General features: G+C 62.1%; 28 protein-coding genes and 3 tRNA genes. 18 read left to right on the top strand and 13 right to left on the bottom strand.

The window, feature by feature from the left end:
- Window positions 1–317: 317 nt before the first annotated feature.
- The 3 genes from FN060_RS06185 to FN060_RS06175 all read right to left on the bottom strand — a co-directional run bounded on the left by FN060_RS06185 (window position 318) and on the right by FN060_RS06175 (window position 4977).
- On the bottom strand, window positions 318–3233 hold the full coding sequence (locus FN060_RS06185) for a valine--tRNA ligase (protein ID WP_142587328.1): 2916 nt from the start codon (window positions 3231–3233) through the stop codon (window positions 318–320).
- 115 nt (window positions 3234–3348) lie between these two features.
- Window positions 3349–4152, bottom strand: coding sequence for a PopZ family protein (locus FN060_RS06180; RefSeq protein WP_142587327.1), 804 nt, complete (start codon window positions 4150–4152; stop codon window positions 3349–3351).
- A 174-nt stretch (window positions 4153–4326) separates the two neighbouring features.
- Window positions 4327–4977 carry a protein-L-isoaspartate O-methyltransferase family protein gene (locus FN060_RS06175; protein ID WP_142588385.1) on the bottom strand — a complete coding sequence of 217 codons (651 nt, stop codon included), beginning with the start codon at window positions 4975–4977 and terminating at the stop codon, window positions 4327–4329.
- Window positions 4978–5197: 220 nt separating this feature from the next.
- Here FN060_RS06175 and FN060_RS06170 point away from each other — a divergent pair.
- Window positions 5198–5271, top strand: a tRNA-Cys gene (locus FN060_RS06170).
- Window positions 5272–5956: 685 nt separating this feature from the next.
- On the opposite strand, the gene FN060_RS06165 is transcribed toward FN060_RS06170, so the two are convergent.
- Entirely contained in the window at window positions 5957–6235 is a 279-nt protein-coding gene (locus tag FN060_RS06165) for a hypothetical protein (protein ID WP_142587326.1), read from the bottom strand.
- A gap of 176 nt (window positions 6236–6411) precedes the next feature.
- Here FN060_RS06165 and FN060_RS06160 point away from each other — a divergent pair, with 176 nt between their 5' ends.
- Window positions 6412–7053 carry an exopolysaccharide biosynthesis protein gene (locus tag FN060_RS06160; RefSeq protein WP_142587325.1) on the top strand — a complete coding sequence of 214 codons (642 nt, stop codon included), beginning with the start codon at window positions 6412–6414 and terminating at the stop codon, window positions 7051–7053.
- Here the strand turns inward: FN060_RS06160 and FN060_RS06155 are convergent.
- Complete coding sequence (locus FN060_RS06155; protein WP_142587324.1) at window positions 7050–7343, bottom strand: hypothetical protein; 294 nt, start codon at window positions 7341–7343, stop codon at window positions 7050–7052. The two genes, FN060_RS06160 and FN060_RS06155, sit on opposite strands and share 4 nt — an antisense overlap.
- A gap of 136 nt (window positions 7344–7479) precedes the next feature.
- Between FN060_RS06155 and FN060_RS06150 the strand changes: the two genes are divergently transcribed.
- From FN060_RS06150 to FN060_RS06110, 9 genes are all read left to right on the top strand, one after another.
- Window positions 7480–7554: transfer RNA gene (locus tag FN060_RS06150), tRNA-Asn, on the top strand.
- 152 nt (window positions 7555–7706) lie between these two features.
- Window positions 7707–8099 carry a DUF1236 domain-containing protein gene (locus FN060_RS06145; RefSeq protein ID WP_142587323.1) on the top strand — a complete coding sequence of 131 codons (393 nt, stop codon included), beginning with the start codon at window positions 7707–7709 and terminating at the stop codon, window positions 8097–8099.
- A gap of 115 nt (window positions 8100–8214) precedes the next feature.
- Window positions 8215–8478 carry a hypothetical protein gene (locus tag FN060_RS06140; protein WP_142587322.1) on the top strand — a complete coding sequence of 88 codons (264 nt, stop codon included), beginning with the start codon at window positions 8215–8217 and terminating at the stop codon, window positions 8476–8478.
- A 96-nt stretch (window positions 8479–8574) separates the two neighbouring features.
- Entirely contained in the window at window positions 8575–8847 is a 273-nt protein-coding gene (locus FN060_RS06135; protein ID WP_142587321.1) for a hypothetical protein, read from the top strand.
- Between the two features lie 190 nt (window positions 8848–9037).
- Window positions 9038–10075, top strand: a complete 1038-nt coding sequence (locus tag FN060_RS06130) for a cysteine synthase A (RefSeq protein WP_142587320.1) — start codon at window positions 9038–9040, stop codon at window positions 10073–10075.
- 8 nt (window positions 10076–10083) lie between these two features.
- Complete coding sequence (locus tag FN060_RS06125; RefSeq protein ID WP_142587319.1) at window positions 10084–10818, top strand: alanyl-tRNA editing protein; 735 nt, start codon at window positions 10084–10086, stop codon at window positions 10816–10818.
- A gap of 23 nt (window positions 10819–10841) precedes the next feature.
- A complete protein-coding gene (sseA, locus tag FN060_RS06120) occupies window positions 10842–11717 on the top strand; it encodes a 3-mercaptopyruvate sulfurtransferase (protein WP_142587318.1) in 876 nt (291 codons plus the stop codon).
- The gene (locus tag FN060_RS06115; protein WP_142587317.1) at window positions 11714–12271 is read left to right on the top strand and encodes a GNAT family N-acetyltransferase; all 558 of its coding nucleotides are present in this window, start codon (window positions 11714–11716) and stop codon (window positions 12269–12271) included. Before sseA ends, FN060_RS06115 begins: the two co-directional genes overlap by 4 nt.
- Before the next feature lie 70 nt (window positions 12272–12341).
- Window positions 12342–12809 carry a DUF1203 domain-containing protein gene (locus FN060_RS06110; protein WP_142587316.1) on the top strand — a complete coding sequence of 156 codons (468 nt, stop codon included), beginning with the start codon at window positions 12342–12344 and terminating at the stop codon, window positions 12807–12809.
- Between the two features lie 81 nt (window positions 12810–12890).
- Here the strand turns inward: FN060_RS06110 and FN060_RS06105 are convergent, their stop codons facing one another.
- Together FN060_RS06105 and ald are read right to left on the bottom strand one after the other, a co-directional pair.
- Window positions 12891–13547 (bottom strand): PadR family transcriptional regulator, encoded by a 657-nt coding sequence (locus FN060_RS06105; protein WP_142587315.1) that lies wholly within the window; start codon window positions 13545–13547, stop codon window positions 12891–12893.
- A 154-nt stretch (window positions 13548–13701) separates the two neighbouring features.
- Complete coding sequence (gene ald / locus FN060_RS06100) at window positions 13702–14820, bottom strand: alanine dehydrogenase (RefSeq protein WP_077547277.1); 1119 nt, start codon at window positions 14818–14820, stop codon at window positions 13702–13704.
- A gap of 155 nt (window positions 14821–14975) precedes the next feature.
- On the opposite strand from ald, the gene FN060_RS06095 reads away from it, so the two are divergent.
- Window positions 14976–15437: an Lrp/AsnC family transcriptional regulator gene (locus tag FN060_RS06095; RefSeq protein WP_077547276.1), complete on the top strand. Its 462-nt coding sequence runs from the start codon at window positions 14976–14978 to the stop codon at window positions 15435–15437.
- A gap of 93 nt (window positions 15438–15530) precedes the next feature.
- Window positions 15531–15872 (top strand): PilZ domain-containing protein, encoded by a 342-nt coding sequence (locus tag FN060_RS06090; RefSeq protein ID WP_077547275.1) that lies wholly within the window; start codon window positions 15531–15533, stop codon window positions 15870–15872.
- Between the two features lie 10 nt (window positions 15873–15882).
- On the opposite strand, the gene FN060_RS06085 is transcribed toward FN060_RS06090, so the two are convergent.
- Window positions 15883–16080 carry a hypothetical protein gene (locus tag FN060_RS06085; RefSeq protein WP_139346170.1) on the bottom strand — a complete coding sequence of 66 codons (198 nt, stop codon included), beginning with the start codon at window positions 16078–16080 and terminating at the stop codon, window positions 15883–15885.
- Window positions 16081–16184: 104 nt separating this feature from the next.
- Between FN060_RS06085 and FN060_RS06080 the strand changes: the two genes are divergently transcribed.
- A complete protein-coding gene (locus FN060_RS06080) occupies window positions 16185–18170 on the top strand; it encodes a bifunctional 2',3'-cyclic-nucleotide 2'-phosphodiesterase/3'-nucleotidase (protein ID WP_142587314.1) in 1986 nt (661 codons plus the stop codon).
- 30 nt (window positions 18171–18200) lie between these two features.
- Here FN060_RS06080 and FN060_RS06075 read toward each other — a convergent pair whose 3' ends face one another.
- Window positions 18201–18761, bottom strand: coding sequence for a DUF2087 domain-containing protein (locus FN060_RS06075; protein ID WP_142587313.1), 561 nt, complete (start codon window positions 18759–18761; stop codon window positions 18201–18203).
- A 198-nt stretch (window positions 18762–18959) separates the two neighbouring features.
- Window positions 18960–19913: a LysR family transcriptional regulator gene (locus FN060_RS06070; protein WP_142587312.1), complete on the bottom strand. Its 954-nt coding sequence runs from the start codon at window positions 19911–19913 to the stop codon at window positions 18960–18962.
- Between the two features lie 142 nt (window positions 19914–20055).
- Between FN060_RS06070 and FN060_RS06065 the strand changes: the two genes are divergently transcribed.
- Window positions 20056–20670 carry an FMN-dependent NADH-azoreductase gene (locus FN060_RS06065; RefSeq protein WP_077547270.1) on the top strand — a complete coding sequence of 205 codons (615 nt, stop codon included), beginning with the start codon at window positions 20056–20058 and terminating at the stop codon, window positions 20668–20670.
- Window positions 20671–20757: 87 nt separating this feature from the next.
- Here FN060_RS06065 and FN060_RS06060 read toward each other — a convergent pair whose 3' ends face one another.
- Complete coding sequence (locus FN060_RS06060) at window positions 20758–21081, bottom strand: HlyU family transcriptional regulator (protein ID WP_142587311.1); 324 nt, start codon at window positions 21079–21081, stop codon at window positions 20758–20760.
- A 103-nt stretch (window positions 21082–21184) separates the two neighbouring features.
- Between FN060_RS06060 and FN060_RS06055 the strand changes: the two genes are divergently transcribed.
- The gene (locus FN060_RS06055) at window positions 21185–22216 is read left to right on the top strand and encodes a glycerophosphodiester phosphodiesterase family protein (RefSeq protein WP_142587310.1); all 1032 of its coding nucleotides are present in this window, start codon (window positions 21185–21187) and stop codon (window positions 22214–22216) included.
- A gap of 6 nt (window positions 22217–22222) precedes the next feature.
- Here the strand turns inward: FN060_RS06055 and ilvA are convergent, their stop codons facing one another.
- The gene (gene ilvA / locus FN060_RS06050) at window positions 22223–23488 is read right to left on the bottom strand and encodes a threonine ammonia-lyase (protein WP_142587309.1); all 1266 of its coding nucleotides are present in this window, start codon (window positions 23486–23488) and stop codon (window positions 22223–22225) included.
- Window positions 23489–23576: 88 nt separating this feature from the next.
- Here ilvA and FN060_RS06045 point away from each other — a divergent pair, with 88 nt between their 5' ends.
- Both FN060_RS06045 and FN060_RS06040 read left to right on the top strand, forming a co-directional pair.
- Window positions 23577–25031 carry a TrkH family potassium uptake protein gene (locus FN060_RS06045; protein ID WP_142587308.1) on the top strand — a complete coding sequence of 485 codons (1455 nt, stop codon included), beginning with the start codon at window positions 23577–23579 and terminating at the stop codon, window positions 25029–25031.
- 68 nt (window positions 25032–25099) lie between these two features.
- Window positions 25100–25184: transfer RNA gene (locus FN060_RS06040), tRNA-Leu, on the top strand.
- Between the two features lie 21 nt (window positions 25185–25205).
- Here FN060_RS06040 and FN060_RS06035 read toward each other — a convergent pair.
- The gene (locus tag FN060_RS06035) at window positions 25206–25685 is read right to left on the bottom strand and encodes an MgtC/SapB family protein (protein WP_142587307.1); all 480 of its coding nucleotides are present in this window, start codon (window positions 25683–25685) and stop codon (window positions 25206–25208) included.
- Window positions 25686–26176 lie beyond the last annotated feature (491 nt).

Below are 26176 nucleotides of genomic sequence, written 5' to 3'. Positions count from 1 at the left end.
GTGAGACTGTAGATGGTTCAAGGTAAATGACAACTTTCCGTGACCGAATAGTCCGGACGGCAAGCCGGCGCAAATTTACGTAAAGTATTCTGGAACCCTAATATCTGTCGCAAAATTTAGAATGGTATTCTCACTTCACGCGCGCGATCCCCATGCACTTTGGAAGGACATTCCACGCCTGCTCATGATTGTGTCATTGTGGCAACAATGAGATCCGCGATTGACGTCCACGGAAGATACTCGACAACTGCCTCGGCTAAAGCAACACAAAAGGGTCCGGAGCCGGCTGGCTGCGGGGCCTTCGGGTCATCGTGCCGTCAACCGGCCTCGGCGATTCTCTGTGCCGCGATCTTCAAGCTCGCCATCTGCACCTCGAGCTCCGCATAGCGCTCTCGCTCGGCTGCCACGACTTCCGGGTCGGCGTTTTGGACGAACTTCTCGTTGGCGAGCTTCTTGGCGACCCGGTCTATCTCGGCCTCGGTCTTGCCTATCGCCTTCTCGATCCGCGCCTTTTCCGCCGCGAGGTCGATGAGGCTTCCAAGCGGAAGGCAGGCAATCGCTTCGCCCACCACGACCTGGGCCGCCCCCTTGGGAGCGGTCTGCGCCGTCTCGATGCTCTCAACCCGCGCGAGACGCCGGATCGCCGCGTCGTGCCGTTTCAGCCGGGTCTCCGTCTGCTCGCTGGCGCCCACGACGACGAGCGGCGCTACCGCGGCTGGCGGCACGTTCATCTCGGCGCGCGCCGAGCGAAGACCGGAAACGAGATCGATCAACCAGTTGATCTCGGCCGCCGCCACCTCATCGGCGAACTCCGGCGCCGGCCAGTCGGCGTGGCAGAGCAGCGTGTCGCGGTCCGCCGTGTGCGCCCACAGCTCTTCCGTCATGAACGGCATGAACGGATGCAGTAGCTTGTAGGTCTCCTCGAGCACATAGGCCGCACAGGCTTGCGCCTCCACCTTTGCCTTCTCGTCTGCGCCGGAGAAGACTGGTTTAAGAAGCTCCAGATACCAATCGCAGAACTGGTTCCAGACGAAGCGGTAGAGGGAGCCAGCCGCATCGTTGAAGCGCTGGGTCTCGATCGCATCCGTGACATCGCGGATGGTGCTCGCGAGCTCGGTCAGGATCCAGCGGTTGATGGTAAGCGTCGAGGTTTCCGGGATGAAGTGCGGGTCGCGCTTGACGCCGTTCATCTCGGCAAACCGGGTCGCGTTCCAGAGCTTGGTGCCGAAGTTGCGATAGCCGGCAATGCGCGCGGGATCGAGCTTCACGTCCCTGCCCTGCGCTGCCATGATGGCAAGTGTGAAGCGCAGCGCATCCGCACCGTATTCGTCGATCAGTTCGAGCGGGTCGATGACGTTGCCTTTGGACTTCGACATCTTCTGGCCGTTCTTGTCGCGAACGAGAGCATGAACATAGACGGTGTGGAACGGCGCGACGGGATTGCCGTCCTCGTCCTGCATGAAATGCAGGCCCATCATCATCATCCGGGCTACCCAAAAGAAGATGATGTCGAATCCGGTCACCAGAACGCTGGTCGGATAGTACTTCTCCAACTCCTTCGTCTGCTCCGGCCATCCCAGTGTCGAGAAGGGCCAGAGCGCCGACGAGAACCAGGTGTCGAGCACGTCTTCGTCGCGCGTCAGGATTTCCCCCGGCTTGAAGTTCTCCAGCAGGTCCTCGACATAGGCCTTCATGGGGCCCTCGTGTGCGATGTAGTGCTGGATAGCGGCGTGCAACGCCTCCTCCTCGGTCTTTTCCACGAAGACCTGCCCGTCCGGTCCGTACCAGGCTGGGATCTGGTGACCCCACCAGAGCTGGCGGGAGATGCACCAGGGCTGGATGTTCTCCATCCACTCGAAATAGGTTTTTTCCCAGTTCTTCGGCACGAACTTCGTGCGGCCCTCGCGCACGGCAGCGATCGCCGGCTTTGCCAAGGTCTCGGCATCGACGAACCACTGGTCGGTCAGCATGGGTTCGATGACCACGTTGGAGCGGTCGCCAAACGGCTGCATGATCTTCTTGTTGTCGACGTAAGGAACGTCATTTCCCTCGGCGTCCTTGACCGTCACGGCTAGGCCTTCGGTATTGATCGCGTCGACGATGCGCTTGCGGGCCTCGTAGCGGTCAAGGCCGCGATATTCGTCGGGCACGAGGTTGATGTCGTCAACTTCGGATTCCGTCGGCAGTTCGCCGGACTTCGCAATCTCCAGCGCTCGGGCGGCATAGACGGCATAGGGCTCGCCATCTTCGCGCAGGCGCGCCTGCGTATCCATCAGGCGGTAAAGCGGGATGTTGTTGCGGCGGGCGACCTGGTAATCGTTGAAGTCGTGCGCACCGGTGATCTTCACGGCGCCGGAACCGAAGGTCGGATCCGGATATTCGTCGGTGATGATCGGGATCAGGCGACGATGCTGCTTCGGCCCGACCGGAATCTCGCAAAGCTTGCCGACGATTGCAGCATAGCGTTCATCCGAAGGATGCACGGCGACCGCTCCGTCACCCAGCATGGTTTCGGGCCGGGTCGTGGCGATGGAGATGTAGTCCCGCTCTTCCTGGAGAACGACGTTGCCGTCGGCATCCTTCTCGACATAGGTGTAGGTCTCGCCGCCGGCCAGCGGATACTTGAAGTGCCACATATGGCCGTCGACTTCACGGTTCTCCACCTCGATGTCGGAAATCGCGGTCTCGAACTTCGGGTCCCAGTTGACGAGCCGCTTGCCGCGATAGATGAGCCCTTCCTTGTAAAGCGTTACAAAAACTTCAAGAACCGCCTGCGACAGGCCCTCGTCCATGGTGAAGCGCTCGCGCGACCAGTCGCAGGAAGCGCCGAGGCGCTTCAGCTGGTTAAAGATCAGCCCGCCCGACTCCGCCTTCCACTCCCAGACCTTGTCGATGAAGGCCTCGCGGCCCATCTCGCGGCGGCCCGGCAGCTGGCGTTCGGCCAGTTGGCGCTCGACCACCATCTGCGTTGCAATGCCGGCATGATCCATCCCCGGCTGCCACAGTACGTCCTTGCCGCGCATCCGCTCGAAACGCACCATGATGTCCTGCAGCGTGTTGTTGAGCGCGTGGCCCATGTGCAGCGATCCGGTGACATTCGGCGGCGGAATGACAATGGTGAAGTGCTCGGCACTGGGTGCGGCATTGGCGCCTGCGCGGAAGGCGTCGGCCTCTTCCCAGGCGGCTGCGATCTTCGGTTCGACGGCGGCGGAATCGTAGGTTTTGTCGAGCATTTTCCGACCAGAATTCGAGTTCTAACAGGCTTGGGTGTAAATAGGACCGGCAGAAGCGAGTCAATAAAAAAGCCGCCCCGTCGCCGGAGCGGCCCTTTCTCGGCAAATGCAGGGTTCAGCGGCGCGGGCCGCGTGCCACGCGCTCGATCTCCTCGCGTACCAGGCGCTCGACCAGCGTCGGTAGGTTGTCGTCCAGCCATTCCTGCAGCATGGGGCGCAGCATTTCCTGCGCCATGTCCTCTATCGACCGGTTGCGGATGCCGTCGAACACGGCGGCAAGATCGTCGAAGGAGCGGGCGACCTGCGCACCGGCTTCCTCGGAAATCAATGCCTCCACACGCGCCGGCAGGGAGGCGGGCGCATCGGGTGCGGCATCGACGTTTTTCTGTTGCACCGGTTCATGGACCGGCACTGGATCATGCGCTGCCTCCATGGCCGGCGGCGCCGATGGCGCCGGTTTGGCAGCGGGAAGATCGTTTGGGGAGCGGTCCGAGGACTGCGACGAGAATTCCGGAAGCGGCGCCGGCTGCGGGCGGACGGTGCTTTCCACCGCAGTTTCGCGGCTGATCTGCGGCGCCGGGGCTGCGGGTCTCAGGTGGCGCACGTCGCTGTCGCCCTGGCGGGCGGAGGCAGCCCTCACCCGTGCTGCGACATCGGCCAGAGACAGCGAACTCTCCTGGGCGCGCTCCGTCTCCGCAGCGAATTGCGGCTCTATCCGCTGCGGCCTGCCCCGGTCATTGGCGGCCATTTCCGTCACGATATCGATGTCCCCGTCGTCGATCTCGTCTTCGGCATAAACGGGGGGCATGCTATTCGGCAGCGCCGATTCCGCCTGGGGCTCGTTGCTCTCGATGATCCGGCGGATCGACGCCAGGATTTCCTCCATCGAGGGTTCACGCGCTACACTTGGCTGAGCCATTATTCATCCCCGCAACTGCCAATGCAGGTCCTTTTCGAACCTGATTCGATCCGTAGTGTACGGAAGGCGCGGCGTGAAACAATCACAGCAGGCGATGCGATCACCGGGATACACAGAATTGTTTTTGCTGTGAGTCCCGCCTGCCACAGTCAACAAGATGTGCCCGCGAGAGCATCAGAATACGAACGACGGTTCCTTCTGGAAGCCGGGGAGCTGCTTGACCGACGTGTTGAAGTGCGCAGTCTCGGAGATAGCCCCGTGCTCCTTGGTGAGGAGCCTTGCCTGGGCGGCATTTCCGTGGCCGACGACAGCGACCAGACGACCGCCGTCGCGCAGCTGCTCGATCAGCGCGGCCGGGACTTCCTCCACGGCGCCGTTCACGAAGATGATGTCATAGGGGGCCTCGGTGGGATAACCCTTCTCCATCTCGCCATGAACGACTGCCACGTTGTCATAGCCCAGTCGCGAGAGGATCTCGACCGCCTGCGAGCACAGCTGCTCGTCGGCCTCGACCGAAACGACGGAGCCGGCGAGTTGCGAAAGCAGGGCTGCGGCGTATCCTGTCCCGCACCCGACTTCCAGGACAAGGTCAGCCTTGCCGATGCGAGCGAGCTGCAGCAGCTTGGCGAGTGGCGATGCCTCCATCAGATAACGGCCGGGAGCAATTTCCAGGTCTTCATCAATGTAGGCGATCGGCTTGAGCTTCGCCGGCACGAACTCCTCGCGCGGAACAGACAGGAAGGCCTGCAATACCGAATGAGACGTCACATCCGTGGTGCGGATCTGGTTGTCCACCATCTTTGTCCGTGCGGCTTCGAAGTCCATCATCTCGGCTGTCCTGAATATACCTGATTGCGCCGTCTTTACTGGGCAGCGGCGCCTCTTTCAAGACGCAGCCCCCGGTCGCTGGAGAAAAACCTTCCGGCTTTCCAGGAGGGACCGGAACCGCTTCCGTTCAAAAGCTCTCGCGGCCCGCCTTTCCTCTTGCACAGCATTTCGATTCGTTCTAAACGCCCGTCACCACTCGCTCAATCAGCGTTCGGATGGCCTCGTGGCGGAGTGGTGACGCAGAGGACTGCAAATCCTTGTACCCCGGTTCAATTCCGGGCGAGGCCTCCAATTTCTTGATACGCTGCCAGCAAACAGCTCACGGAACTGCAGCTTTCCCACGACGTGACATAGGGCGTCCGACGCATATCGGAGCCGCGGGGAAGGAAGGTATTGAGGTATGGTTCCGTCGTGACGACGGAGAATGCTGACCAGCCGCCCGAAGAGCGCTAAGTTCATCCTATGGTATTGAAACCGCCGCACCCTCGCCTGCAAACGGTCATCCTTGCTGTCGCAGTGCTGGCCGCCGCGCCTGCTGAAGCTGTCGTAGCGCGCCGGGAGAACATTGGCCGCCTTGCCGGCCCGTCAGTGGTACTCGCTGAGGAGTCCTGTGGCCCCGGATCGTACAAGACGTCCAGGGGCACCTGCCGCCGGATCATGCGACAGCCTGTTGTTCCGCCACGATGGAAGGACCCGCTTGACGATGACGATCTGCCTGCTCGACCGGTTCGACCTCGTCCACCTTACCAACGAAGCGTTCCGGACGAGCTACCGGGTGCTCCCCCGCCCCACCTGCGGTGGGCACCTCCGCCTCCGCCGCCCCGCTGGCAAGACATGAGGCGACCGGTGCCAAGGGTTCAACCGGAGTGATAGGCGATCGAGGGAACGGATTCCAACGAAGCACGCTGCCGGCACCGGAGGAGGCCGGGGAGCGAATTACGCTCCCTAAAGCGGCGTTCTCGCGGCCGCCCGATGTTCAGGCTGGCCAGTAGCGGTCGGAGCGGAAGTCTTCCGGAATGTCGGCCAGTGAAGAAAGTGTGCGCGCGACGAAATCGATCTGCATTGCCAGGTAGCGGATTTCCCGCGGCACAGCGATCCCGACCGCCCTCTCCCGCGTCAGGTAGCGGTCATAGTCCAGCGCATGCAGCCTGCGATCAGCCTCTCTGCGCACATCAAATGGCGATGTTCGCAATGGCGTGGCTGAATCCAGCAACTGCTGGTCCCGCAACCCGCCCTGGATAACTCTCAGATTCATCGCCGTCCCTCATCAGTCCCAGGGTCAGCCTCCGCGATTCGGGGGCAGCGGGACAATGGCGAGATTTCATTCCTGCAATATTGGAGTCGGGATCGACTGGATCTCCGTCAGCCGACGACCTTGCGCGGGGCGAGAATGGTGATATCCATCTGCCGCCAGCCATCGGGAGCCAGCCCTTGCAGGAACATCAAGAATTTGCCGACAGCAAAGCCTCACTCAGCAAAACCCTGAAGGAGGTCATCGCAGGCATAGAAGGATCGTCAGTGACCCTGCGGGAACTGATGAACGCCGTCGGAGAGCAGGGATTGCTCGTGCTATGTGCGGTGGCGTCGCTTCCCTTTCTCATTCCGGTCTCCATCCCCGGCGTCAGCACGGTGTTCGGGTTCGCCATCATCCTGATCAGCCTGGCGATCACGTTCAACAGGTTGCCTTGGCTGCCCAGGAAGATCCTCGACCGACGCCTCGACACGCAGAAGCTGGTACCGGCGCTGGAAAAGGGCGTGTCGATCGTCTCCCGCCTGGACGCCTACCTGAAGCCACGCATGAGCTCGCTGGTGGAGGGCGCAGCCGCGAACCGCGTGAACGGGCTGGCGATCGCGCTTGCCGGCGTGCTTTTGATGTTTCCGCTCGGGCTGATCCCCTTTTCCAACACCCTGCCGGGGGTCGCGGTCCTGCTTCTTGCCACGGGAATGATCCAGCGCGACGGACTGGTCGTGCTGGCAGGCTATGCGTTCAACGTCATAACGCTGGTCTATTTCGGAGTGCTTGGCTTCATGGCGTTCAGCGCCGGCCAGGGTCTCGCCGCCTTTTTCAGCTAATCCCGTTGCCGCATGCGGCGGCGCTCCCACCATACCGAAAAACGGCGGCGCTTGCGTCGCACATAGGGAAGGTCGTGCGACAGGACGAGCAGGCCGACCGGAACCATCCAGAAGCCGAGGATGGGCAGGAAGCCGAGCGTACCGCCGGCGAGAAGCACGCTGCCCACCGTCACGCGCCCTGCCCTCGACCGGGGCAGAGGCAGGTGCCAATTGCCGAGCGCGAGCCGGCCGGTGGCAGGATCCACTCCGAAACGCCTCTCATTGCGCCTGTTCTGCAAACTTTCCACCATTAAACCCGACGATCCAGGCGCTAAATGGTGCGGGTTCAGCCGACAAACAAGCGGCGCGCATTTTTTTCGAAAAAGCGCTTGGCAAACGGGCAAAGCATTTGTATTACCCCGCTCGACGCCGCGCCGAAGCGCGTGTTCCCTGGTAGCTCAGCGGTAGAGCATTCGACTGTTAATCGACAGGTCGCCGGTTCGAATCCGGCCCGGGGAGCCATCTCTTTTCCTTATTCGCAGAACAAGTCCGATGCGGGCATATCACCGCTGGCTGCTGTTTTTTCTGCCGGGCGCCCCATCGTTCTCGCCGCGGAACGAAATCCTGACATCCACGTTCATCGCCCCATGGCTTTACAGGAAAAGGAGATCGCCATGAGGAAGTTCGTTCTTATTGCTGCCGCCGCAGGCCTTGCAGCAACCGGCGCAATTGCCCAGGAGAGCACGGTCAGCGGCGCCGCGGGCGGCGCAGTGACCGGCGCCATCGTCGGCGGTCCGATCGGTGCTGCGGTCGGCGGCATTGTCGGCGCTGCCGCCGGTACGGCGATCGATCCGCCGCCGGAGCGCGTCGTCACCTATGTCCGCGAACAGCCGGTCCCCGCCCAGCCGGTCGTCGTGGAGCGTGAAGTTGTCGTCGGCCAGCCCCTGCCCCAGACGGTCGTGCTGACCCCGGTTCCGGAAGCTCCGGAATATGCCTACACCTATGTCAACGAACGCCGCGTGATCGTCGATCCGAACACCTACACCGTCGTTCAGGTCATCGACTGATCCGAAAAGGCTCAGTCACAAGAAGCCCCGTGGCATCCTGCCCGGGGCTTTTTCCGTTGATGGTGGTGACCACCGCCACCTCCCCTGATTCTTGCTTCGAATGCTGGAGGAAATCATGTCGATCTACTACCGCTACAGCGATGACGCCGCGCCCGGAGCGTTGGTAGTGCGCCTTTACCGCTCCGCCGACGAGGTTCGCGCATTCAAAAGGGAGAAGGCCAGCGATGGAGCAGGCGATTCCATCTTTCCTGGCGAAGAAATGGAGCCAGAGGCTGCCTTTCGCATGGCCGAGAACAAGAACCGCGACAACGACCATCCGATATACGTCGAGTTGATGGAGGAGATTAACTGGAACCCCTCCTGGGGCGAGCTGCAGTGACAACTATTTCTATCACTCGGGAACAGGTCGGCAGCTCGGTGGTTTGATCACCGTACGAAGAAACACCCCCGGGAAACCGGCCAAGGAGGAATAAGAATGCTTACGAAACTGCTTACGGTATCGGCCTTCACCCTCGCCCTCACCACGGGTGCTATGGCACAGACCAGCGACTCCGGCACGTCTTCGGACTCGTCGGGCAACGGCACGACCCAGACCGATTCGGCGACAACTGGCTCCACGAATACGGGCGCCGCTGGCACCCCTGGCACCGCTGGCACCAAGGACGATGATCGCTGCAGCGAGACCAGCGCCGAACAGACGACATCGGTGCCGTCCGGCACGGTTCCGGAAGCTGCCTGCGAAGACTGATCCGCAGCTGGTATTCCTTGAAAGGCTGGCGCCTCGGCGCCAGCCTTTTTTCGTTGTCTGATGTCCTCAACCAAGGCGCCAAGATTTTATTTCCACCCTGCCGGACATCGAGCAAACCCATTTCTTGTTTAGTCTTCCTTGTCCGACCACAAGAAGGCTCCTAAACTGAACCTCCCACAAGGCGTTCCTCATGTCTGTCAATTCATCCGTTCTCGACGTCATCGGCGATACGCCGCTCATTCGCCTCAAGGGTGCTTCGGAGGCGACCGGCTGCGACATCCTGGGCAAGGCCGAATTCCTCAATCCGGGTCAGTCCGTCAAGGATCGCGCGGCGCTCTACATCATCCGCGATGCGGAGCGGAAAGGTCTGCTGCGCCCAGGCGGCGTGATCGTCGAGGGAACGGCCGGCAATACGGGCATCGGGCTGACCCTCGTCGCCAAGGCGCTCGGCTATCGTACCGTGATCGTCATCCCGGAAACGCAAAGCCAGGAGAAGAAGGAGGCATTGCGCCTGCTCGGAGCGGAACTGGTAGAGGTCCCGGCCGTACCCTACCGAAACCCCAACAACTACGTGAAGGTGTCCGGCCGGCTGGCCGAGCAACTGGCGAAAAGCGACCCCGCGGGAGCAATCTGGGCGAACCAGTTCGACAATGTGGCGAACCGCCAGGCACATGTGGAGACGACGGCGGCCGAGATCTGGGAGCAGACCGAGGGCAGCGTCGACGGCTTCATCTGTGCCGTTGGGTCAGGCGGCACCCTTGCAGGCGTGGCCGAAGGTCTCAGGGACAGGAAGCCCGGGATCAAGATCGGCCTTGCGGACCCGGAAGGCGCCGCGCTCTATGACTTCTATACGCATGGGGAACTGAAGGCGGAGGGCTCGTCGATCACGGAAGGGATCGGCCAGGGCCGGATCACCGCCAATCTGGAAGGCTTCGCGCCCGACTATGTCTACAGAATTCCGGATGCTGAAGCCTTGCCGGTGATCTTCGACCTGGTCGAACAGGAAGGCCTGTGCCTGGGTGGTTCGACCGGCATCAATGTTGCCGGCGCCATTCGACTCGCGCGCGATCTCGGACCCGGGCATACCATCGTGACCATCCTCTGCGACTATGGGAACCGCTACCAGTCGAAGCTCTTCAACCCGGATTTCCTTCGTTCAAAGGGGCTGCCCGTACCGCAGTGGCTGACCCGCCGGCACGGGATCACCGCACCTTTCGAAGCCGTCTGAGCCCGCCAATGCCCGCCCATACTCTCTTCCGCGACGACTTCTACCTGGCGACTGCGGAGGCCGTCGTGACTGGCATCCACCCGGATGGCGGCCTCGAATTCGACCGGACGTGCTTTTACGCGAGATCGGGCGGTCAGCCGGGCGACACTGGCCATGTGGAGCGTTCGGACGGCAGCAGGATCGCGCTTGGCGAGACGAGGCATGGGGCAACGAAGGATATCATCCTGCATATGCCCCTGGAGCGGGAGCCCCAGCCACTCCTGGGCGAAACCGTACGCCTGCAGATCGATTGGCAGCGGCGGCATCGCCTGATGCGAATGCATACCGCCTGCCACCTGCTTTCCGTCGTGTGCCCCTCCCCGATTACCGGAGCGGCTGTCGGCGAGGACGAATCGCGCGTGGATTTCGACATGAGCGACGGGGTCGACAAGGATGAGGTCACCGCCCGCCTGATGGAGCTCGTCGACCAGGATCACCCGGTTTACGTTCAGTGGATCACCGACGAGCAGCTTGCCGCCAATCCCGGTATCGTAAAGTCGAAGAACGTACGGCCGCCGATGGGGCTCGGCCGCGTCAGCCTTGTCTGTATCGGCGAAAACTCCAGCGTTGACAGCCAGCCCTGTGGCGGCACACATGTTTCCCGTACAGGCGAAGTGGGGCGCATCCACATCGCCAAGATCGAAAAGAAGGGCAAGGAGAACCGGCGCTTTCGCATCCGGTTCGGAGACGCCGCTGGCGACTGACGCCCTGCCGCGGGAGAAGCACGGTGCCAGAACACAGTCCCTTCATCATCTCGTCCGAGCAGCTTGCTGCGGAACTGGGCAGCCCGGAGCTGCGGATCGTCGATGCGTCCTTCTACCTGCCTGCACAGAAGCGCGACGCGGATGCGGAATATGCGGCGGGGCACCTACCGGGGGCCGTTCGCTTCGATCACGACAAGGTGGCGGATCATTCTACCGATCTTCCCCACATGGTGCCCTCCCCGGATGTCTTCGCCGATGCCGTCGGAAGAATGGGAATCCGGGAAACCGACCGGATCGTCATTTACGACGGTCCCGGTATATTCTCCGCTCCGCGCGCCTGGTGGCTGTTCCGCACCATGGGTGCGCGAAACGTCTTCGTCCTCGATGGCGGGCTTGACGGCTGGAAGGCCGAAGGACGCCCGCTCGAAACGGCGGTCCCGCGCCCGCAGCCGGTCGTTTTCCAGCCCACGTTCGACGCGGACAGGGTCATCGACATCGAGAGCATGAGAAAGATCGTCGAGAATGGCTCGAGGCAGGTTGCCGATGCACGGAGCTCCGGACGGTTCTCGGGAACAGAGGCCGAGCCGCGGCAAGGCCTGAGGTCCGGTCACATGCCGGGCGCGCGAAACCTGCCTTCGGGGGCGTTCGCGGAAAGGGGTCGGCTCAAGCCTCTGAGTGAACTTCGAACCCTGATCCGGGAGGCAGGAATCGACCTCGACCGCCCGGTCGTCACCAGTTGCGGCTCGGGCATCACCGCGGCGATCATAACGCTGGCGCTTGAGTCGCTCGGCCACAGCGACAACGCACTCTACGACGGCTCCTGGACGGAGTGGGGAGCCCTTCCCGACACGCCGGTCGTCACCGGTCCCCCGTCTGACAAATCAGTGCAAGATCAATGACCAGAAGACCCGCGCCGCTCACGGCGCATGTGACGCAGCTCGAGATGACGTCTCCCCCGAAGACAAGCCTGCCCGTCCCGGTGAACCTCCAGACGGCCATCATCAGGGCGCCTGACATTCCGCTGCACTATTACCGCTATCTCTACAGGCGGGTCGGCAAGCGATGGCACTGGTATCAGCGGCTTCGGCTGCCGGACGAGGATCTGGCCGCAATCATCCACGATCCACGTGTCTCCGTCACAGTGCTTTACGTCAATGGCGCGCCTGCGGGCTTCTTCGAACTGCGCAAGGCGGATGAGGGTGTGGTCGAACTCTCCTATTTCGGTTTGTTCGAGTGGGCGATCGGTCTTGGCATCGGCAAGTGGTTCCTGCTTCAGGCTCTCTACGCGGCCTGGCAGGACGATCCGAGGAAGGTGACCGTGACGACGAACACGCTGGATCATCCGCGCGCCCTGCAGCTCTACCAGATGATGGGCTTTTCGCCCGTGGCAACGTACGACGCGCTCGTCCAGCCAATGAGCAGCGCGGAACTGCTGAAGGTGCTGGACGCCTGACCGGCAGGAATCGGGTGGCGCAGGGTCTGTGAACCCCGCATTTTCATCGCGACCAACAAGGGAGCTCGCGATGAAAGTCGTTTTCAATGCCATGCCGACAACGGAAGCCATGACCCTCTGGGAAGGAGGTTCGGACGCCTATGGGCTTCTGCCGGAGACGCGCACCTCCGATGGAGCCGGCTATCCCTGCCGCCACTGCCTGGAGAACGTCGATGCTGGAGAAGACTTGCTGGTGCTCGCCTATCGGCCGTTTCCGACATTGCAGCCCTATGCCGAAACGGGGCCGATCTTTCTCCACAAGAGGCCCTGTAGACGGCATGAAGCGTCCGGAGCGCTGCCCGCCATCCTGACAAGTCCCGACTATATCGTGCGAGGCTACGGCCACGATGACCGGATCGTCTACGGTACGGGTGCAGTTACTCCAATAGATCAGATCCCGGAGCGGGCGGCAGAGCTCCTTGCCCGCCCCGATGTCGCCTATGTGCATGTCCGGTCAGCCCGCAACAACTGCTACCAGTGCCGCATCGACATCGACTGAGGATTGTCGCGCAGATGCCGATCGCGCCGAGGTGCGCCGACCGATCCGACCGCCGCCCCGCTCCGCTGCCGGTGGTGGGTGCTACTGCTCCCGAGTGCTTCCGCCGTCGATGTCCTCGGCCGTCTGCAACAGCAGCCGTACGATCTCGCCGGCACTACGGTCATCGACCTCCAGCCTGCGCGCGATGACTTCCCTCAGATTCAGCAGCGCGGCGTCGACGCTTCTGGGGACAGCCGGACCCTCGTCCCTGCCCCGCCGCTCCTGCTTTTGCCGCATGCGCTCGGCAAGCTGCGACAGCCGGTCGAGGATGGTCATCGCGAAGCTGCGGTTCTGGTCGAGGTGCTCCTGTCCTTCTGCGGTGATCGCATAGCGCTTCTTGTTGCCTTCCTGCTCGGCGACGACATAACCTGCCTCCTCCAGGTAGGTGAGCGTCGGGTAGATGACGCCCGGGCTCGGCGCATAGAAGCCGTAGGTCAGGTCCTCGATGTGCTTGATGATCTCATAGCCGTGACGGGGCTCCTTCTCGACCAGCGCCAGGACGACCAGACGCAGGTCGCCCTGCATGAGAAAGCGGCCGATACGGCCATCACCCTCATCGCCAAATCCGCGCCCATGGCCGCCGCCATGACGCCCGCCGCCGCGCCGGAAGGGTCCGCCGGGCATCGCAAACATGGCCTCGACCTTGAAGCGCCGATGCCGACCGTGGCCGTCACAGTTTCCATTTCTGTCCTTGAACATCTCGATCTCCTTCATGTTCGATATATCTAAGTTATACCTGATTTAGACTCCGGACAAGTCCTGAAAACAGAAAAAGACGCCGAGGGTAGATCCCGCGGCGCCAGTAGTATGCATAACTGCGGCGTTCTCTCGTGCCGCTATCTTCGATATATCTTCACGCCACGTTGAGCAGGTTCTCCGGTGCAAAGGCTTCATAGCCCAGAGCATCCGCAACGGCGCGATTGGTGACCCGGCCGCGATGGACGTTGAGGCCGTTGCGCAGATGGCGATCCTCGGCGATGGCCCGCAGGCCGTGATCTGCCAGCGCCAGGCCGTAGTGCAGCGTCGCGTTGTTAAGCGCCTGGGCCGAGGTGATCGGCACCGCGCCGGGCATATTGGCCACGCAGTAGTGGATGACGCCGTCGACCTCGTAAGTCGGGCTGGAATGCGTCGTCGCCTGCGAGGTCTCGAAGCAGCCGCCCTGGTCTATCGCCACGTCGACGATCACGGCCCCGCGCTTCATGCCGGACAGCATTTCCCGCGTGACGAGCTTGGGCGCGGCCGCTCCCGGGATGAGAACCGCACCAATGACGAGGTCGGCGGCAAAAACCTCCTCCTCGAGCGCCTCGATCGTCGAGTAGCGAGTGCGGACACGACCGTTAAAGATATCGTCCAGCTGGCGCAGTCGCGGCAGCGAGCGATCGAGTATGGTCACTTCGGCGCCGAGGCCGACGGCCATCTGTGCGGCGTGTGAACCAACCACACCACCGCCGATTACCGCCACCTTGGCCGGAAGGACGCCGGGTACGCCGCCGAGCAGAACGCCACGGCCTCCATTGGCTTTCTGCAGCGCGGTCGCGCCTGCTTGGATGGATAGCCTGCCCGCCACTTCCGACATCGGGGCCAGCAAGGGCAGTCCGCCCCGCTCGTCTGTCACGGTCTCGTACGCCACGGCGGTGACCCCTGAGGCGAGAAGGCCTTGGGCCTGCTCCGGGTCCGGTGCCAGATGTAGATAGGTGTAGAGTATCTGGCCTTCGCGCAGTTGGGCCCATTCCTGCGGTTGCGGCTCCTTCACCTTCACGACCATGTCCGCGGTTTCGAAGACTTCCTGGACGCTCCTGGCGATTCTCGCCCCGGCCGCGACATAGGCACTGTCGTCAGCACCGATACCGGCGCCCGCCTTCGTTTCCACCAGCACCTCGTGGCCGTGCGCCACATATTCCCGCACCGCCGCAGGCGTCAGCCCCACACGGTATTCATGGTTTTTGATTTCCTTCGGACACCCGACACGCATGCACGTTCCTCTCTGTGTTGTCGCCTGAGGCATGATTTAGCGAGGATGAAACCAGAGCAGATAACGCGGGCAATGTCCTTGCGAAGGTCGCTTGGCAAGACCCCATTTCTCGCAGATATTTGCGCCCATCAATAACAGAACGCGAATTTGTTGCGATGAGAACCCTGGATGCCATTGATCTTGCGATGATGCGGATACTTCAGCAGGATGGCCGCATATCCAACGCAGAGCTCGCGGCCCGGGTCGGGCTGTCCCAGTCAGCCTGCTCGCGAAGACTTGCCACGCTCGAGACTGAAGGGACGATCAGCGGCTATCACGCCCGCCTGTCGAACAAGGCGCTCGACTACAAGATGATGGTGATCGTCCACATCTCGCTCTCCGGCCAGTTCGCCAGGACGCTCGCCGAATTCGAGGCCGCCGTAAAACGGTGCCCGAATGTACTCGTCTGCTACCTGATGTCGGGCGAGTACGACTATATCCTGCGCGTCGCCGCCAAGGATCTGGAAGACTACGAGCGCATCCACCGGGACTGGCTGTCTGCGCTTCCCCATGTGGTGAAGATCAATTCCAGCTTCGCTCTCCGCGAGGTGCTCGACCGTCCCAATGTCGGGCTCTGACGCGGACACGTCCAATTTTAGGAAACGCCCTCACCGGACCGCAACGAGTTGGCGCTAAAAGAGGATCGGGCAACACAATGGGGCGGGGGTCCGATGATGGGCGCGAATACTCTCGGCATGAGCAACCGTAGCGCGGAACGCGTGAGGACGCGCATCTACGGAACCGTAACGCATCTCAACCGATCTGCGACCGGCAAAGTCGTTGACCTGTCCGCGACCGGTATCGCGCTGGAGCTGGATAGACCCTTCAGCGCCGCGCAGGGAAGCAAGGTGAAGATCGAGAGCGAAGAACTCGGCTTCATTGAAGGGACCGTGAAGTGGTACCGCGGCAGCAGGATCGGCATCCAGTTGCACCTGAACAGCAATGCGCTGGCCCAGGTCTCCTCCTATTTCCGGTTCTTCCACCGGGACGTGAAGCCTGTCGTGAGCCGCTGACACGGCGGTCCTATTGCCGATCCACCTGAACCTTGAAATCGTAAGGCTGGACGCCCTTGGCTCCGAATGAGCGACTCAGGTCGTTCCAGTAGCTCCGGTTCAGGTCGACACCGAGCGTCACGGTGCAGGTGCTTGACGTCGTTGCCTGTTCGAGCTGGCGAAGATCCAGCTCTGCCGGGTTGGCGTTGGTCCCACTGAAAACAAGCACCTGCGCCGCATCGGGCACCTTCAGCCGACCCTGTCATTTTGCCGATGTACTTCCGTGCCATTGCGCATAGTCTTTCCTCGCCATCTGCAATCCAGGAGCTGACCATGCCGTCCATCTCACTGCCTTCCCTGACACGTCGTTCGCTGCTCGGCGGCCTCGCCGCCACGTCGGCGCTGGTTGTGCTGCACCCGTTCGCGGCGCGCGCACAGGCGAACCAGGCGCATCTTCGCATCATGGAAACGACCGACATCCACGTGCATGTGCTTCCCTACGACTATTATGGCGACAAGCCGAACGACACGATGGGCCTCGCCCGCACCGCATCACTTATCGATTCGATCAGGGCGGAGGCAGGCAATTCGATGCTGATCGACAATGGCGACTTCCTGCAGGGCAATCCGATGGGCGACTACATCGCCTATGAGCGGGGCATGAAGGAGGGAGACCAGCATCCCATCATCCAGGCGATGAACGTGCTTGGCTATGATGCAGGGACGCTCGGCAACCACGAGTTCAACTACGGGCTCGATTTCATGTTCAAGGTCCTGGGCGGCGCCGGCTTCCCCTATGTTTGTGCGAATCTCGCCAAGGGCATGCTGGCTTCCGATCCCAAACAGGATGAACTCTTCTTCAAGCCCTACGTGATCCTCGAGAAGCAGATCCGCGATGGCTCGGGCGCCGAGAGCCCGGTCAAGGTCGGCTTCATCGGCTTCGTGCCACCGCAGATCATGGTCTGGGACGCCAAGCATCTGGAAGGCAAGGCACAGACGCGCGACATCGTGGACGCTGCCAAGGCCTGGGTGCCGGTCATGAAGGAGGAAGGCGCCGACATCATCATCGCGCTTTCCCATTCCGGGATCGACGGCTCTGGAATGAGCGAGCGGATGGAGAACGCCTCGCTCTACCTCGCAGGCGTCAACGGCATAGACGCGGTGTTCACCGGCCACCAGCATCTCGTCTTCCCCGGCCCGAAGGATTTCGAAGGCATCGCCGGAGCGGATGCGGAAAAGGGAACACTGATGGGCAAGCCTGCCGTCATGGCCGGCTTCTGGGGCTCGCATATGGGCCTGATCGACTTCCTGCTGGAGAAGGACGGCAATGGCTGGAAGATCGTTGACTTCACCACAGAGGCGCGCCCGATCTACCACCGCGATGAGGATCGTAAGGTCGTCGCCGACGTCAAGGACAAGCCCGAGGTGACGGCGGCCGTCAAGGAAGAGCACGAGGCGACGCTTGCCTATGTCCGCCGCCCGGTCGGCAAGACATCCGCTCCGCTTTATTCCTATTTCGCGCTCGTCGCCGACGATCCGTCGGTACAGATCGTCTCCAATGCCCAGACCTGGTACATCAAGGACATGCTCAAGGACGGCGAATACAGGGACCTTCCGGTCCTTTCCGCCGCCGCCCCCTTCAAGGCCGGCGGCCGCGGCGGCGCCGAGTATTATACCGACGTCCCCGCCGGCGACATCGCCATCAAGAATGTCGCCGATCTCTACCTTTACCCGAACACCGTGCAGGCCGTGCTGATCAGCGGTGAGCAGGTCAGGAACTGGCTCGAAATGTCAGCCGGGATGTTCAACCAGATCGAGCCGGGAGCGAAGGACGCGCCGCTTCTCAACACAGCTTTCCCGTCCTACAACTACGACATCATCGACGGCGTCACCTATCAGATCGACCTGTCGCAGCCGACGCGCTTCGACAAGGATGGCCAGCTAGTCAACGCGGATGCGCACCGTATCGTCGACCTGCAGTTTGAGGGCAAGCCGATCGATCCGGCGCAGAAATTCGTGGTGGCGACCAACAACTACCGCGCGGGCGGTGGCGGCAAGTTTCCGGAGATCGCTGGCGACAAGGTCATCTTCGTCGCTCCCGACACCAATCGGGACGTGATCGTGCGGTACATCGTCGAACAGGGAACGATCAATCCGTCGGCAGACGCCAACTGGTCGTTCAAGCCGATGGCCGGCACCACGGCGATCTTCGAGAGCGGACCGAAGGGTCGCACCTATGTCGCCGACATCAAGGGAGCGAAGATCGAGGAGGCCGGCGACGGCGCCGAAGGATTCGCCAAGTTCAGGCTCGTCCTCTGACGCCACCCACCAGAGACAGGAGGGCCGCCGTCAGGCGGCCTTCCGCCGGTCCTGCCCGAGCAGCCGCAGCAACAGGGCAAGCTCCGGCGGCGGCTCCTTCTCGACCCGCCGATAGTCGCTGCCGTCGCGGTTGCGCCGCATCAGGCCCAGGTCGACGAGATCGCGGCGCAGCAGTGCCGGATCGCCGAAGAGGTGCAGCCTGTCGAGATACTCGCTGATCTGCCGTTCGCTGAAAAGCCGGTCCGCAGGGATCTTCGACCACAGGAACCAGAGGCAAAGTTCCTGCTGGGCACGCTTGCCCGGCCAGCGTGCCAGCCGCCCCTCGGCATCGAACACACGCGTCGTCTTCTTCACCCGCGCTTCGTCGGCGATGGGCGTCGTGTCCGCTTCCAGCCGCCATTCGTCCAGCGTATCGGCAGTCATGATCGTTGCACGAAAATGCTGGTAGTTGCGGTATCCGCCCGCACGGCTCAGGAGATTGAGCATCTCGACATGGCTTGGCTTGTGGTCGAGCTTGCCAATCTGCTCGCGCAGCGATCGTGCGAAGGCCGAAATATCGGCAACTTCCATCGGAAAGATGGTTCTGGTCATCTCTTATCCTCGATGTGCCGTTCCGCTGGGGATGTCACTGGTCGCCGGCTTGTCGACTTCGGCACAGGATAAGTGCTGAGGATCTTCAATGATGCAGGTTTAGCTTCCCTTCAGGGACGGCGACGCCTCGGTGAACTGCTGACCGTGCGACCTGTTTAGTCCGAGCGATGCATCACGTCAATTGGGTGGGAATCCGTGTCATTCTGCGGCCGGCCTGTGCCTGCCCCCGTCGAGACCCGGTATTTCGTCAGGGCTTGGGCAATTCGACAACTGCTCCCGGAACGCCTGGATCAACCAGTTTGCCGCCGGCCCCGGAGGGTTGGCGATCTTGCGTAGCGCGTAGATCGGGTACTCGCCCTGTTCATAGGCATCGAGCTGCAGGGCCACCAGCCGACCGGCCTGGAGATCCTCCCGTACCAGCGAAGCTGGCAGGCCGCCCCAGCCGAGCCCGCCACGGATGAGCTGGTACTTTGTAGCGATGTCGCTGACACGCCAGGTCTTGTAGGACAGAACATTGAAGTCGCGCCCCTTGGTCAGCCCCGATGCGTCGGTCACCACGAGTTGCGTTTCCTCGCGGACATCGTTCAAGGTCAGCGGTCCCTCGATCTGGCCCAAGGGATGATCGGCGGCTGCAACGGGAACCATGAAGGAGTGGCCGATCCTTTCGGCATGGATCGTCTCGTCCGGCTTCAGCAATGCCCCGCCGAGGCCAATCCCCGCACGGTCGCTTGCCACCATGTCCATGACCATGCCCAGTTCCCCGACATTGAGGTTCAGAGCCACGGAGGGAAAGCGACTGCCGAAAACGCGCAGGATGCTTACCACGGCCTCCGCAGGCACCATGACGCTGATGGCAATGGAAAGTTCTGGCTCCAGTCCCTGCTTCATCCCCCTCGCCCGCGAGCGCATCACCTGAAGATCAGCAACGATGCGTCGCGCATCGGACAGCATGGCCCGGCCGGCTTCCGTCAGCTTCGGCTGCCGGCCACTGCGTTCGAAGAGGGGCACCTCGAGTTGAGCTTCAAGATTGGCGATCGTGTAGCTGATGACCGACTGAGCGCGGTTCAACCCGCGTGCGGCCGCTGAGAAACTGCCCGCCTCGGCAACCGCGAGAAAAACCTGCAACTGGTCCAGCGTCGGGTTTGCATTCATATTTCCCATCCACTCCATCGATAGATACCTTCGATATTATCCCGGTTTTATCGATGGTCGTCCATGCCTATTTCTGTCTCGACCGCGGCCGACCAAGCGTCCGCCTTTTCAGAAATGTCACGCATCAGTAGGAAAACAGACCATGTCCTCCATCCTCCTCGTCACGTCTAGCCCGCGCGAAGATTCACTCTCCACCAAGGTCGCGACTGATCTCGTGGAGAAGCTGAAGGCGCGCAATCCGGACGAAACCGTCGTTCATCGCGATCTGGGACAGAACCCGATTGCTCATCTCGACACCGTGACCACCTCCGCCATCCGCAAGCCCGCCGCCGATCGTAATGCGGAAGAAGCCGCGGCGGCGGCAGAGTCCGACGAACTCGTGGCGGAGCTTCTCGCCGCGGATACCGTCGTGCTCGCGACGGGACTGATCAACTTCAACATCTATTCGACGCTGAAGTCCTGGATCGACAATGTCGCCCGGGCAGGCATGACATTCCGCTACACGGCCGAAGGCCCGGAGGGTCTGGCCACCGGCAAGAAGGTCTACATCGTGCTGTCGGCCGCCGGTATCTATTCCGAAGGCCCCGCCATGGGGATGAACCACGCCGTTCCGTACCTGAAGACCGTTCTTGCATTCATGGGCATGACGGACGTCGAAGTCATCTACGTCGAAGGTACTGCCTTCGGACCGGAAGCCTTCGACAAGGCCCTGGCACAGGCTGACGCACGCATCACGGAACTCGCCGCTGCCGCCTGACATCGTGACGAGCGGCCGCCGGACGCGGCCGCTTCCTCCCGACATGATCGATACCTTAGACCGGTCCCGCCAGGGCTTGAAGGACAATCAAACGGAGCGAGACTTCTCGCCGTCCGAAAAGAGCAATGCACCATTCTGGTCGATGATCTGCCGGGCCTTGCGGTAGGTACAGTCGAGCGCGTCATCGAGCGAGGTGAAGACGTCCGCTCGGATGAAGTTGCGCACCAGGACCTCGCCGGCCACTTCCTTCTCGATTCGGCCAGCCAGCCGGAACTGGCTTCCTTCGCGGATCGGCGTCGGGTGGATCATGCAGTCGCCGTGCGCCTGCGGTTCGGCGGCCGGTGCAGGTGCCTCCGCCGATTTGGCGCCGCCGGAAAACAGGGAGAGGATGCCAGAGAAGAAAGATGCCATGCCGGTTGCCTAGCATAGTCTTCGGGGGCTCGGAAGGCATCGGTCCACAAGATACCGCATTCGGGTGCATCTTGATCCTCCGTCGCGAGCAAACGGAGAACCCATGCGCTGGACCCTTCTTGCCGTCGGCCCGGTCGCCGCTGCAGCGGCCCTCTGGATCGGCAATACGGCGCTGTTCAGCGACTATCCCGCCGACAGCACGCTTAGGCTGATTGCCCATCGCGGCCAGCATCAGGTGTTCGATCGCGAAAACCTCCGGAGCGATACGTGCACTGCAAGCCGGATACTGGCTCCGACGCATCCCTTCCTCGAAAACACGATCCCATCCATGCAGGCCGCCTTTGCGGCCGGTGCGGATGTCGTGGAGCTTGATGTCCACCTGACACCCGACAAGCAGTTCGCAGTCTTCCACGACTGGACGCTGGAGTGCCGGACCAATGCAACGGGTGTCACGGAAGAGACACCCATTGGGCTGCTGAAGACGCTGGATGTGGGCTACGGGTACACGGCCGACGGCGGACAGACATTTCCGTTCCGCGGCCACGGGATCGGAATGATGCCGACGCTGCCGGAGGTGTTCGAAGCCCTGCCCGAAGAACGTTTCCTGGTCAATTTCAAAAGCCGTCGAGCGGAGGAAGGCGAGGCCTTGGCCGAACTGCTTGGCGGCCATCCCTCCTTCCGCGAGCGGACTTTCGCCGTCTATGGAGGGCACGAGCCGACCGCGGCGGCGAAAGCCGATATCGAAGGCCTTCCCGGTTTCAGCGCCTCCGACACCAAAACCTGCCTCCTCGACTATCTGAAGCTGGGCTGGATCGGCCATGTGCCCGAGGCCTGCAGAAATACTCTCGTCATGGTGCCGGCGAACTACGCCTTCCTGCTCTGGGGATGGCCGGAACGCTTCTACCAGCGCATGCGAAGCGCCGGCTCCGATGTGATCCTGATGGGCCCCTATGGGGCCGGCGATGTCGGCACCTCCGGAATAGACCAGCCGGCAGACTGGGACCTCGTTCCGCAAGGCTTCCCGGGCTTCGTGTGGACGAACCGCATTGAGCTCGCATCGGAGCAGTTGACGCGGCGAGGGTTCTGCGAGCTTCCCTCCCCGCCACGCGCCTGCGCCGACGTCACCAGCCGGTGACCCGCCTCAGATGATCAGGTTCGCCAGGATCTCATTGTCGGTAATGTCCTGGTAGCCGATATCGGCGGCCTCGAAACGCTCCAGCAATCCCCTGAAGTTCTCCGGCTTCTTCGTCTCTATGCCGATCAGGATGGAGCCGAAGTTGCGGGCCGACTTCTTGAGGTATTCGAAGCGGGCAATGTCGTCCTCGGGGCCAAGCAGGTTGAGGAAGTCCCGCAGTGCCCCGGGACGCTGGGCCAGCCGCAGGATGAAGTATTTCTTCAGCCCGGCATAGCGCATCGCCCGCTCCTTGACGTCGGGAAGGCGCTCAAAGTCGAAGTTGCCGCCGGTCACCACGGCGACCACCGTCTTGCCTCGCAGCCGCTCCACGCCGAGCATGTCCAGCGCCGTGATCGACAGCGCGCCTGCCGGCTCAAGAACCAGGCCCTCGATGTTAAGCATTTCGCTGATCGTCACGCAGATGGCGTTCTCGGGTGCAAGCAGCACCTGGTCGGGCCCGAAATGCTTCAGCGCCTCGAAGTTAAGGTCTCCGATTCGCGCAACGGCGGCTCCGTCGACGAAGTTGTCGACCTTCGCCAGGCGCACCGGGCGCCCCTCCTCCAGGCTGCGTCGCAGGCTGGGCGCACCGAGCGGCTCCACCAGGACGAAGCCTTCGTCCGGCATGACGTCGTCGAGATAGGCCGTCACCCCGGCTGCGAGGCCGCCTCCGCCAACCGGCACGATCACAAGGTCGGGACGCGTCCCCTCCGGCAGCTGCTGGAGTATTTCGGCCGCCACGCTCGCCTGCCCTTCGATGATATCGGGGTGGTCGAAGGGCGGGACCATGAGCCCGCCGATCTTTTCGACATGTGCATGAGCCGCCGCATAGCACTGGTCGAAGATGTCGCCGACGAGGCGGATGGTGATGAACTCGCCGCCGAACATGCGCGTCTTGTCGATCTTCTGCTGCGGCGTCGTCACGGGCATGAATACGACGCCCCGCACGCGGAAGTGACGGCAGACGAAGGCAAAGCCCTGGGCATGGTTGCCGGCGGAAGCACAGACGAAGGTCTGGCCGCCCACCCCTGCCGCCATCGCCTTGCGGAAGAAATTGAACGCCCCGCGGATCTTGTAGGAGCGAACGGGCGATAGGTCCTCGCGCTTCAGCCAGATGTCAGCGTTAAAGCGACTGCTGAGGTGTTCGTTCAGTTGCAGCGGCGTCTCCGGGAAGATCTCCCGCAACGCAGCCTTCGCCTCGTCCACAGCCTCTTTGCTCACAACCGCTCCATCCATTGAATTTGCCAGGGCATCCCGCTATGCCATAGCGAGCCTGAAGAGACAAAACCATCTTTCCCACATCACGCGAAACCGGGACATTCAATTGAACGCCAGTCTGCTCCGGCCGGCCATCTACATCGCGTCGCTCTGCGGGCTGTACCTCGCCACGGCTATGTTCCTGCCGGCCATGGTTGACCTGTATTACGGCCACCCGGACTGGCAGGTCTTTGCGCTTTCCGGATTCATGGTGGGCGGCCTGTCGCTGATGACGGCGCTTGCAACGCGTGGTCAGCCGCCCGCCTTCAACAAGCGTCTCGGCTTCCTGCTCGTCAATCTCCTATGGGCGGTGTTTTCACTGGTCGGCGCAGTGCCGCTGTTTCTGGCGGAATACGAGTTGAGTTTCGCACAGGCACTGTTCGAATCGGTCTCGGGGGTGACGACGACCGGGTCCACTGTCCTGGTGGGTCTGGACACGCTGCCACGGGGCATCCTGCTGTGGCGCTCGCTCCTCTGCTGGCTCGGCGGGATCGGGATCGTCGCCCTCGGCATCTTCATCCTGCCGTTCCTGAAGGTGGGCGGCATGTCCGTCTTCAAGCTCGAATCGTCGGACACGGCAGACAAGCCGTTTGCCCGGCTGGCGAGTTTCACCCGCGCATTCCTTGTCATCTACGCGCTTCTGACGCTCGTGTGCATGATTGCCTACGACATTGCCGGAATGAGCCACTTCGATGCGCTGAACCATGCGATGACGACGGTCGCAACCGCGGGTTTTTCGACGCGTGACGCCTCTTTCGGATACTTCGACAACGAAGCCATCCTGATCATCGGCACGATCTTCCTGACGATCGGAAGCCTGCCCTTCTCGGTCCTGATCCTGCTTGCCGTGCGCCGGCGCCTGAACACGCTGCGCGAGCCGCAGATACTGGTCTTCATCGGATATCTGTTCATCTTTTCGGTCATCCTGGCCGTCTACCATCACCTGCGTAACGGAGTGGGGCTCGGGACGGCACTGATCCATGCCTTCTTCAACCTTGCCTCAGTCCTCTCGACGGCAGGTTTTGCCAGCGAAGACTACACGCTGTGGGGACCGTTCGCGCTGATCCTCGCCTTCTTCGCGACGGCGATCGGCGGCTGCTCAGGTTCGACGGCGGGCGGCATCAAGACCTATCGCTTCGTCATCATCTTCAACATCATCCGCAGTGGCTTGAAACGCCTCATCTATCCGAACGCCATCTATCCGGTGCGTTACGGCAACATAACGGTCGATGCGGACGCCCAGAGGGGCATATTCCTGTTCGTCAGCCTGTTTCTGACACTCTGGGTGATCGGCAGCATGATCATGGGCGCCATGGGCTACGACTTCATGACCGCCACCTCCGCTGTTCTGACATGCCTGTCGAATGTTGGCCCAGGGGTCGGCGCTCTGGTCGGCCCTGCTGGAAATTTCTCCACCATCGGCGACCCCGCGCTTTATCTGCTGTCACTGCTCATGCTGCTCGGGCGTCTGGAGATCCTCACCGTCCTCGTGCTCCTCACGCCGATCTACTGGCGTCAGTAGATCGGGACGCTTTTAACCTCCCGCAGCCTTTTCAATCGCTCGCAGGCGCATTATTCACTTCGCCTGAAGCGGACGTGGCGAAACTGGTAGACGCAAGGGACTTAAAATCCCTCGACCTCGGTCATGCGGGTTCGATCCCCGCCGTCCGCACCAAAGAAGTGGCGATGGACCGCGCTACTGCCCCTGTGGTTTGTCCTTGTCTATCCCGGCCTCCTGTTCATCGGGCTTGAACTGGCTCATCGCGCGCAAGGTCAGGAAGGTTACCAGGGAAAGGACGACGGCGGTGTCATATGCGCCGAGGCCGACAGCCGTTCCGATCGCACCCGTCGCCCAGAGGCTGGCAGCAGTGGCCGTACCGCGCACGCTGTTCTTGACCACCAGGATGGCTCCGCCCCCGATGAAGCCCATGCCGGTGATCAGACCTTCCACGATGCGGGCCGTTGCTTCCGGATTCCCGTGTACAATCGATTCGGCCGCCTGGATAAAGCCGCAACTGGCTATCGCGACCAGGGGGAAGGTCCGCAGGCCCGCGCTACGCTCGTTCTTCTCCCGGTCCCAGCCGATCGGAAGAGCCAGAACATAGGCTACGAGCAGAGTTACCAGATGGGGAACCATGTCAAAGTTCACGCCGATCGTATCAAGCCAGTCCATCATATTCGCCCTCTTTCAGGGCTCCTGCCCTGCCTCGCGAAATTAGGATGACGCTTCGAAACGGCAAGAATGGACGGCATCTGCCTGCGGCCATCTGCTTCCCACGCGCCACCTGAGCGAAAAAGATATTCCAAGCGTACCGGAAGCGCAGCAACTGCACTCGCCGGCGCCGGCGCCAGATGCGAAACAGTCCCTGCCCGATTGAGAAAGCCGGGCTTTTCCCCTTATTGCCCTGCCCCACGGTGGGGCATTTTTTTTGACCCCGATCCCGGCAGATGCACCGCTGTGGGACGAGGCCGGTCAGAATTAGGGGCCAGTCAACCAGCAGCAGCGATCGCATTCGACAGCCGACACGTGGTTTCCATCTTTCTCGGTGTCGCGTCCCCCATCAGCGCCGCCGGGAGCCTCGGCAGCCCCCCAACCCCCAGCGTCCGGGGCTCCCGTCAGTTTCCAGCAAGGCTCGCCACCTATATCTCCGCTTGCCGGCTCGCCGG

This window comes from Pseudorhizobium halotolerans (assembly GCF_902153235.2).
GTDB lineage: Bacteria > Pseudomonadota > Alphaproteobacteria > Rhizobiales > Rhizobiaceae > Neorhizobium > Neorhizobium flavum.
This window is presented reverse-complemented; position numbering and strand designations above follow the sequence as displayed.

Coding starts and splice junctions, on each gene's coding strand:
- FN060_RS06185 (WP_142587328.1), bottom strand. CDS start 3,233: ATGCTCGACAAAACCTACGATTCCGCCGCCGTCGAACCGAAGATCGCA.
- FN060_RS06180 (WP_142587327.1), bottom strand. CDS start 4,152: ATGGCTCAGCCAAGTGTAGCGCGTGAACCCTCGATGGAGGAAATCCTG.
- FN060_RS06175 (WP_142588385.1), bottom strand. CDS start 4,977: ATGGACTTCGAAGCCGCACGGACAAAGATGGTGGACAACCAGATCCGC.
- FN060_RS06165 (WP_142587326.1), bottom strand. CDS start 6,235: ATGAATCTGAGAGTTATCCAGGGCGGGTTGCGGGACCAGCAGTTGCTG.
- FN060_RS06155 (WP_142587324.1), bottom strand. CDS start 7,343: ATGGTGGAAAGTTTGCAGAACAGGCGCAATGAGAGGCGTTTCGGAGTG.
- FN060_RS06145 (WP_142587323.1), top strand. CDS start 7,707: ATGAGGAAGTTCGTTCTTATTGCTGCCGCCGCAGGCCTTGCAGCAACC.
- FN060_RS06140 (WP_142587322.1), top strand. CDS start 8,215: ATGTCGATCTACTACCGCTACAGCGATGACGCCGCGCCCGGAGCGTTG.
- FN060_RS06135 (WP_142587321.1), top strand. CDS start 8,575: ATGCTTACGAAACTGCTTACGGTATCGGCCTTCACCCTCGCCCTCACC.
- FN060_RS06130 (WP_142587320.1), top strand. CDS start 9,038: ATGTCTGTCAATTCATCCGTTCTCGACGTCATCGGCGATACGCCGCTC.
- FN060_RS06125 (WP_142587319.1), top strand. CDS start 10,084: ATGCCCGCCCATACTCTCTTCCGCGACGACTTCTACCTGGCGACTGCG.
- FN060_RS06115 (WP_142587317.1), top strand. CDS start 11,714: ATGACCAGAAGACCCGCGCCGCTCACGGCGCATGTGACGCAGCTCGAG.
- FN060_RS06110 (WP_142587316.1), top strand. CDS start 12,342: ATGAAAGTCGTTTTCAATGCCATGCCGACAACGGAAGCCATGACCCTC.
- FN060_RS06105 (WP_142587315.1), bottom strand. CDS start 13,547: ATGTTCAAGGACAGAAATGGAAACTGTGACGGCCACGGTCGGCATCGG.
- ald (WP_077547277.1), bottom strand. CDS start 14,820: ATGCGTGTCGGGTGTCCGAAGGAAATCAAAAACCATGAATACCGTGTG.
- FN060_RS06095 (WP_077547276.1), top strand. CDS start 14,976: ATGAGAACCCTGGATGCCATTGATCTTGCGATGATGCGGATACTTCAG.
- FN060_RS06090 (WP_077547275.1), top strand. CDS start 15,531: ATGATGGGCGCGAATACTCTCGGCATGAGCAACCGTAGCGCGGAACGC.
- FN060_RS06080 (WP_142587314.1), top strand. CDS start 16,185: ATGCCGTCCATCTCACTGCCTTCCCTGACACGTCGTTCGCTGCTCGGC.
- FN060_RS06075 (WP_142587313.1), bottom strand. CDS start 18,761: ATGACCAGAACCATCTTTCCGATGGAAGTTGCCGATATTTCGGCCTTC.
- FN060_RS06070 (WP_142587312.1), bottom strand. CDS start 19,913: ATGAATGCAAACCCGACGCTGGACCAGTTGCAGGTTTTTCTCGCGGTT.
- FN060_RS06065 (WP_077547270.1), top strand. CDS start 20,056: ATGTCCTCCATCCTCCTCGTCACGTCTAGCCCGCGCGAAGATTCACTC.
- FN060_RS06060 (WP_142587311.1), bottom strand. CDS start 21,081: ATGGCATCTTTCTTCTCTGGCATCCTCTCCCTGTTTTCCGGCGGCGCC.
- FN060_RS06055 (WP_142587310.1), top strand. CDS start 21,185: ATGCGCTGGACCCTTCTTGCCGTCGGCCCGGTCGCCGCTGCAGCGGCC.
- ilvA (WP_142587309.1), bottom strand. CDS start 23,488: ATGGATGGAGCGGTTGTGAGCAAAGAGGCTGTGGACGAGGCGAAGGCT.
- FN060_RS06035 (WP_142587307.1), bottom strand. CDS start 25,685: ATGATGGACTGGCTTGATACGATCGGCGTGAACTTTGACATGGTTCCC.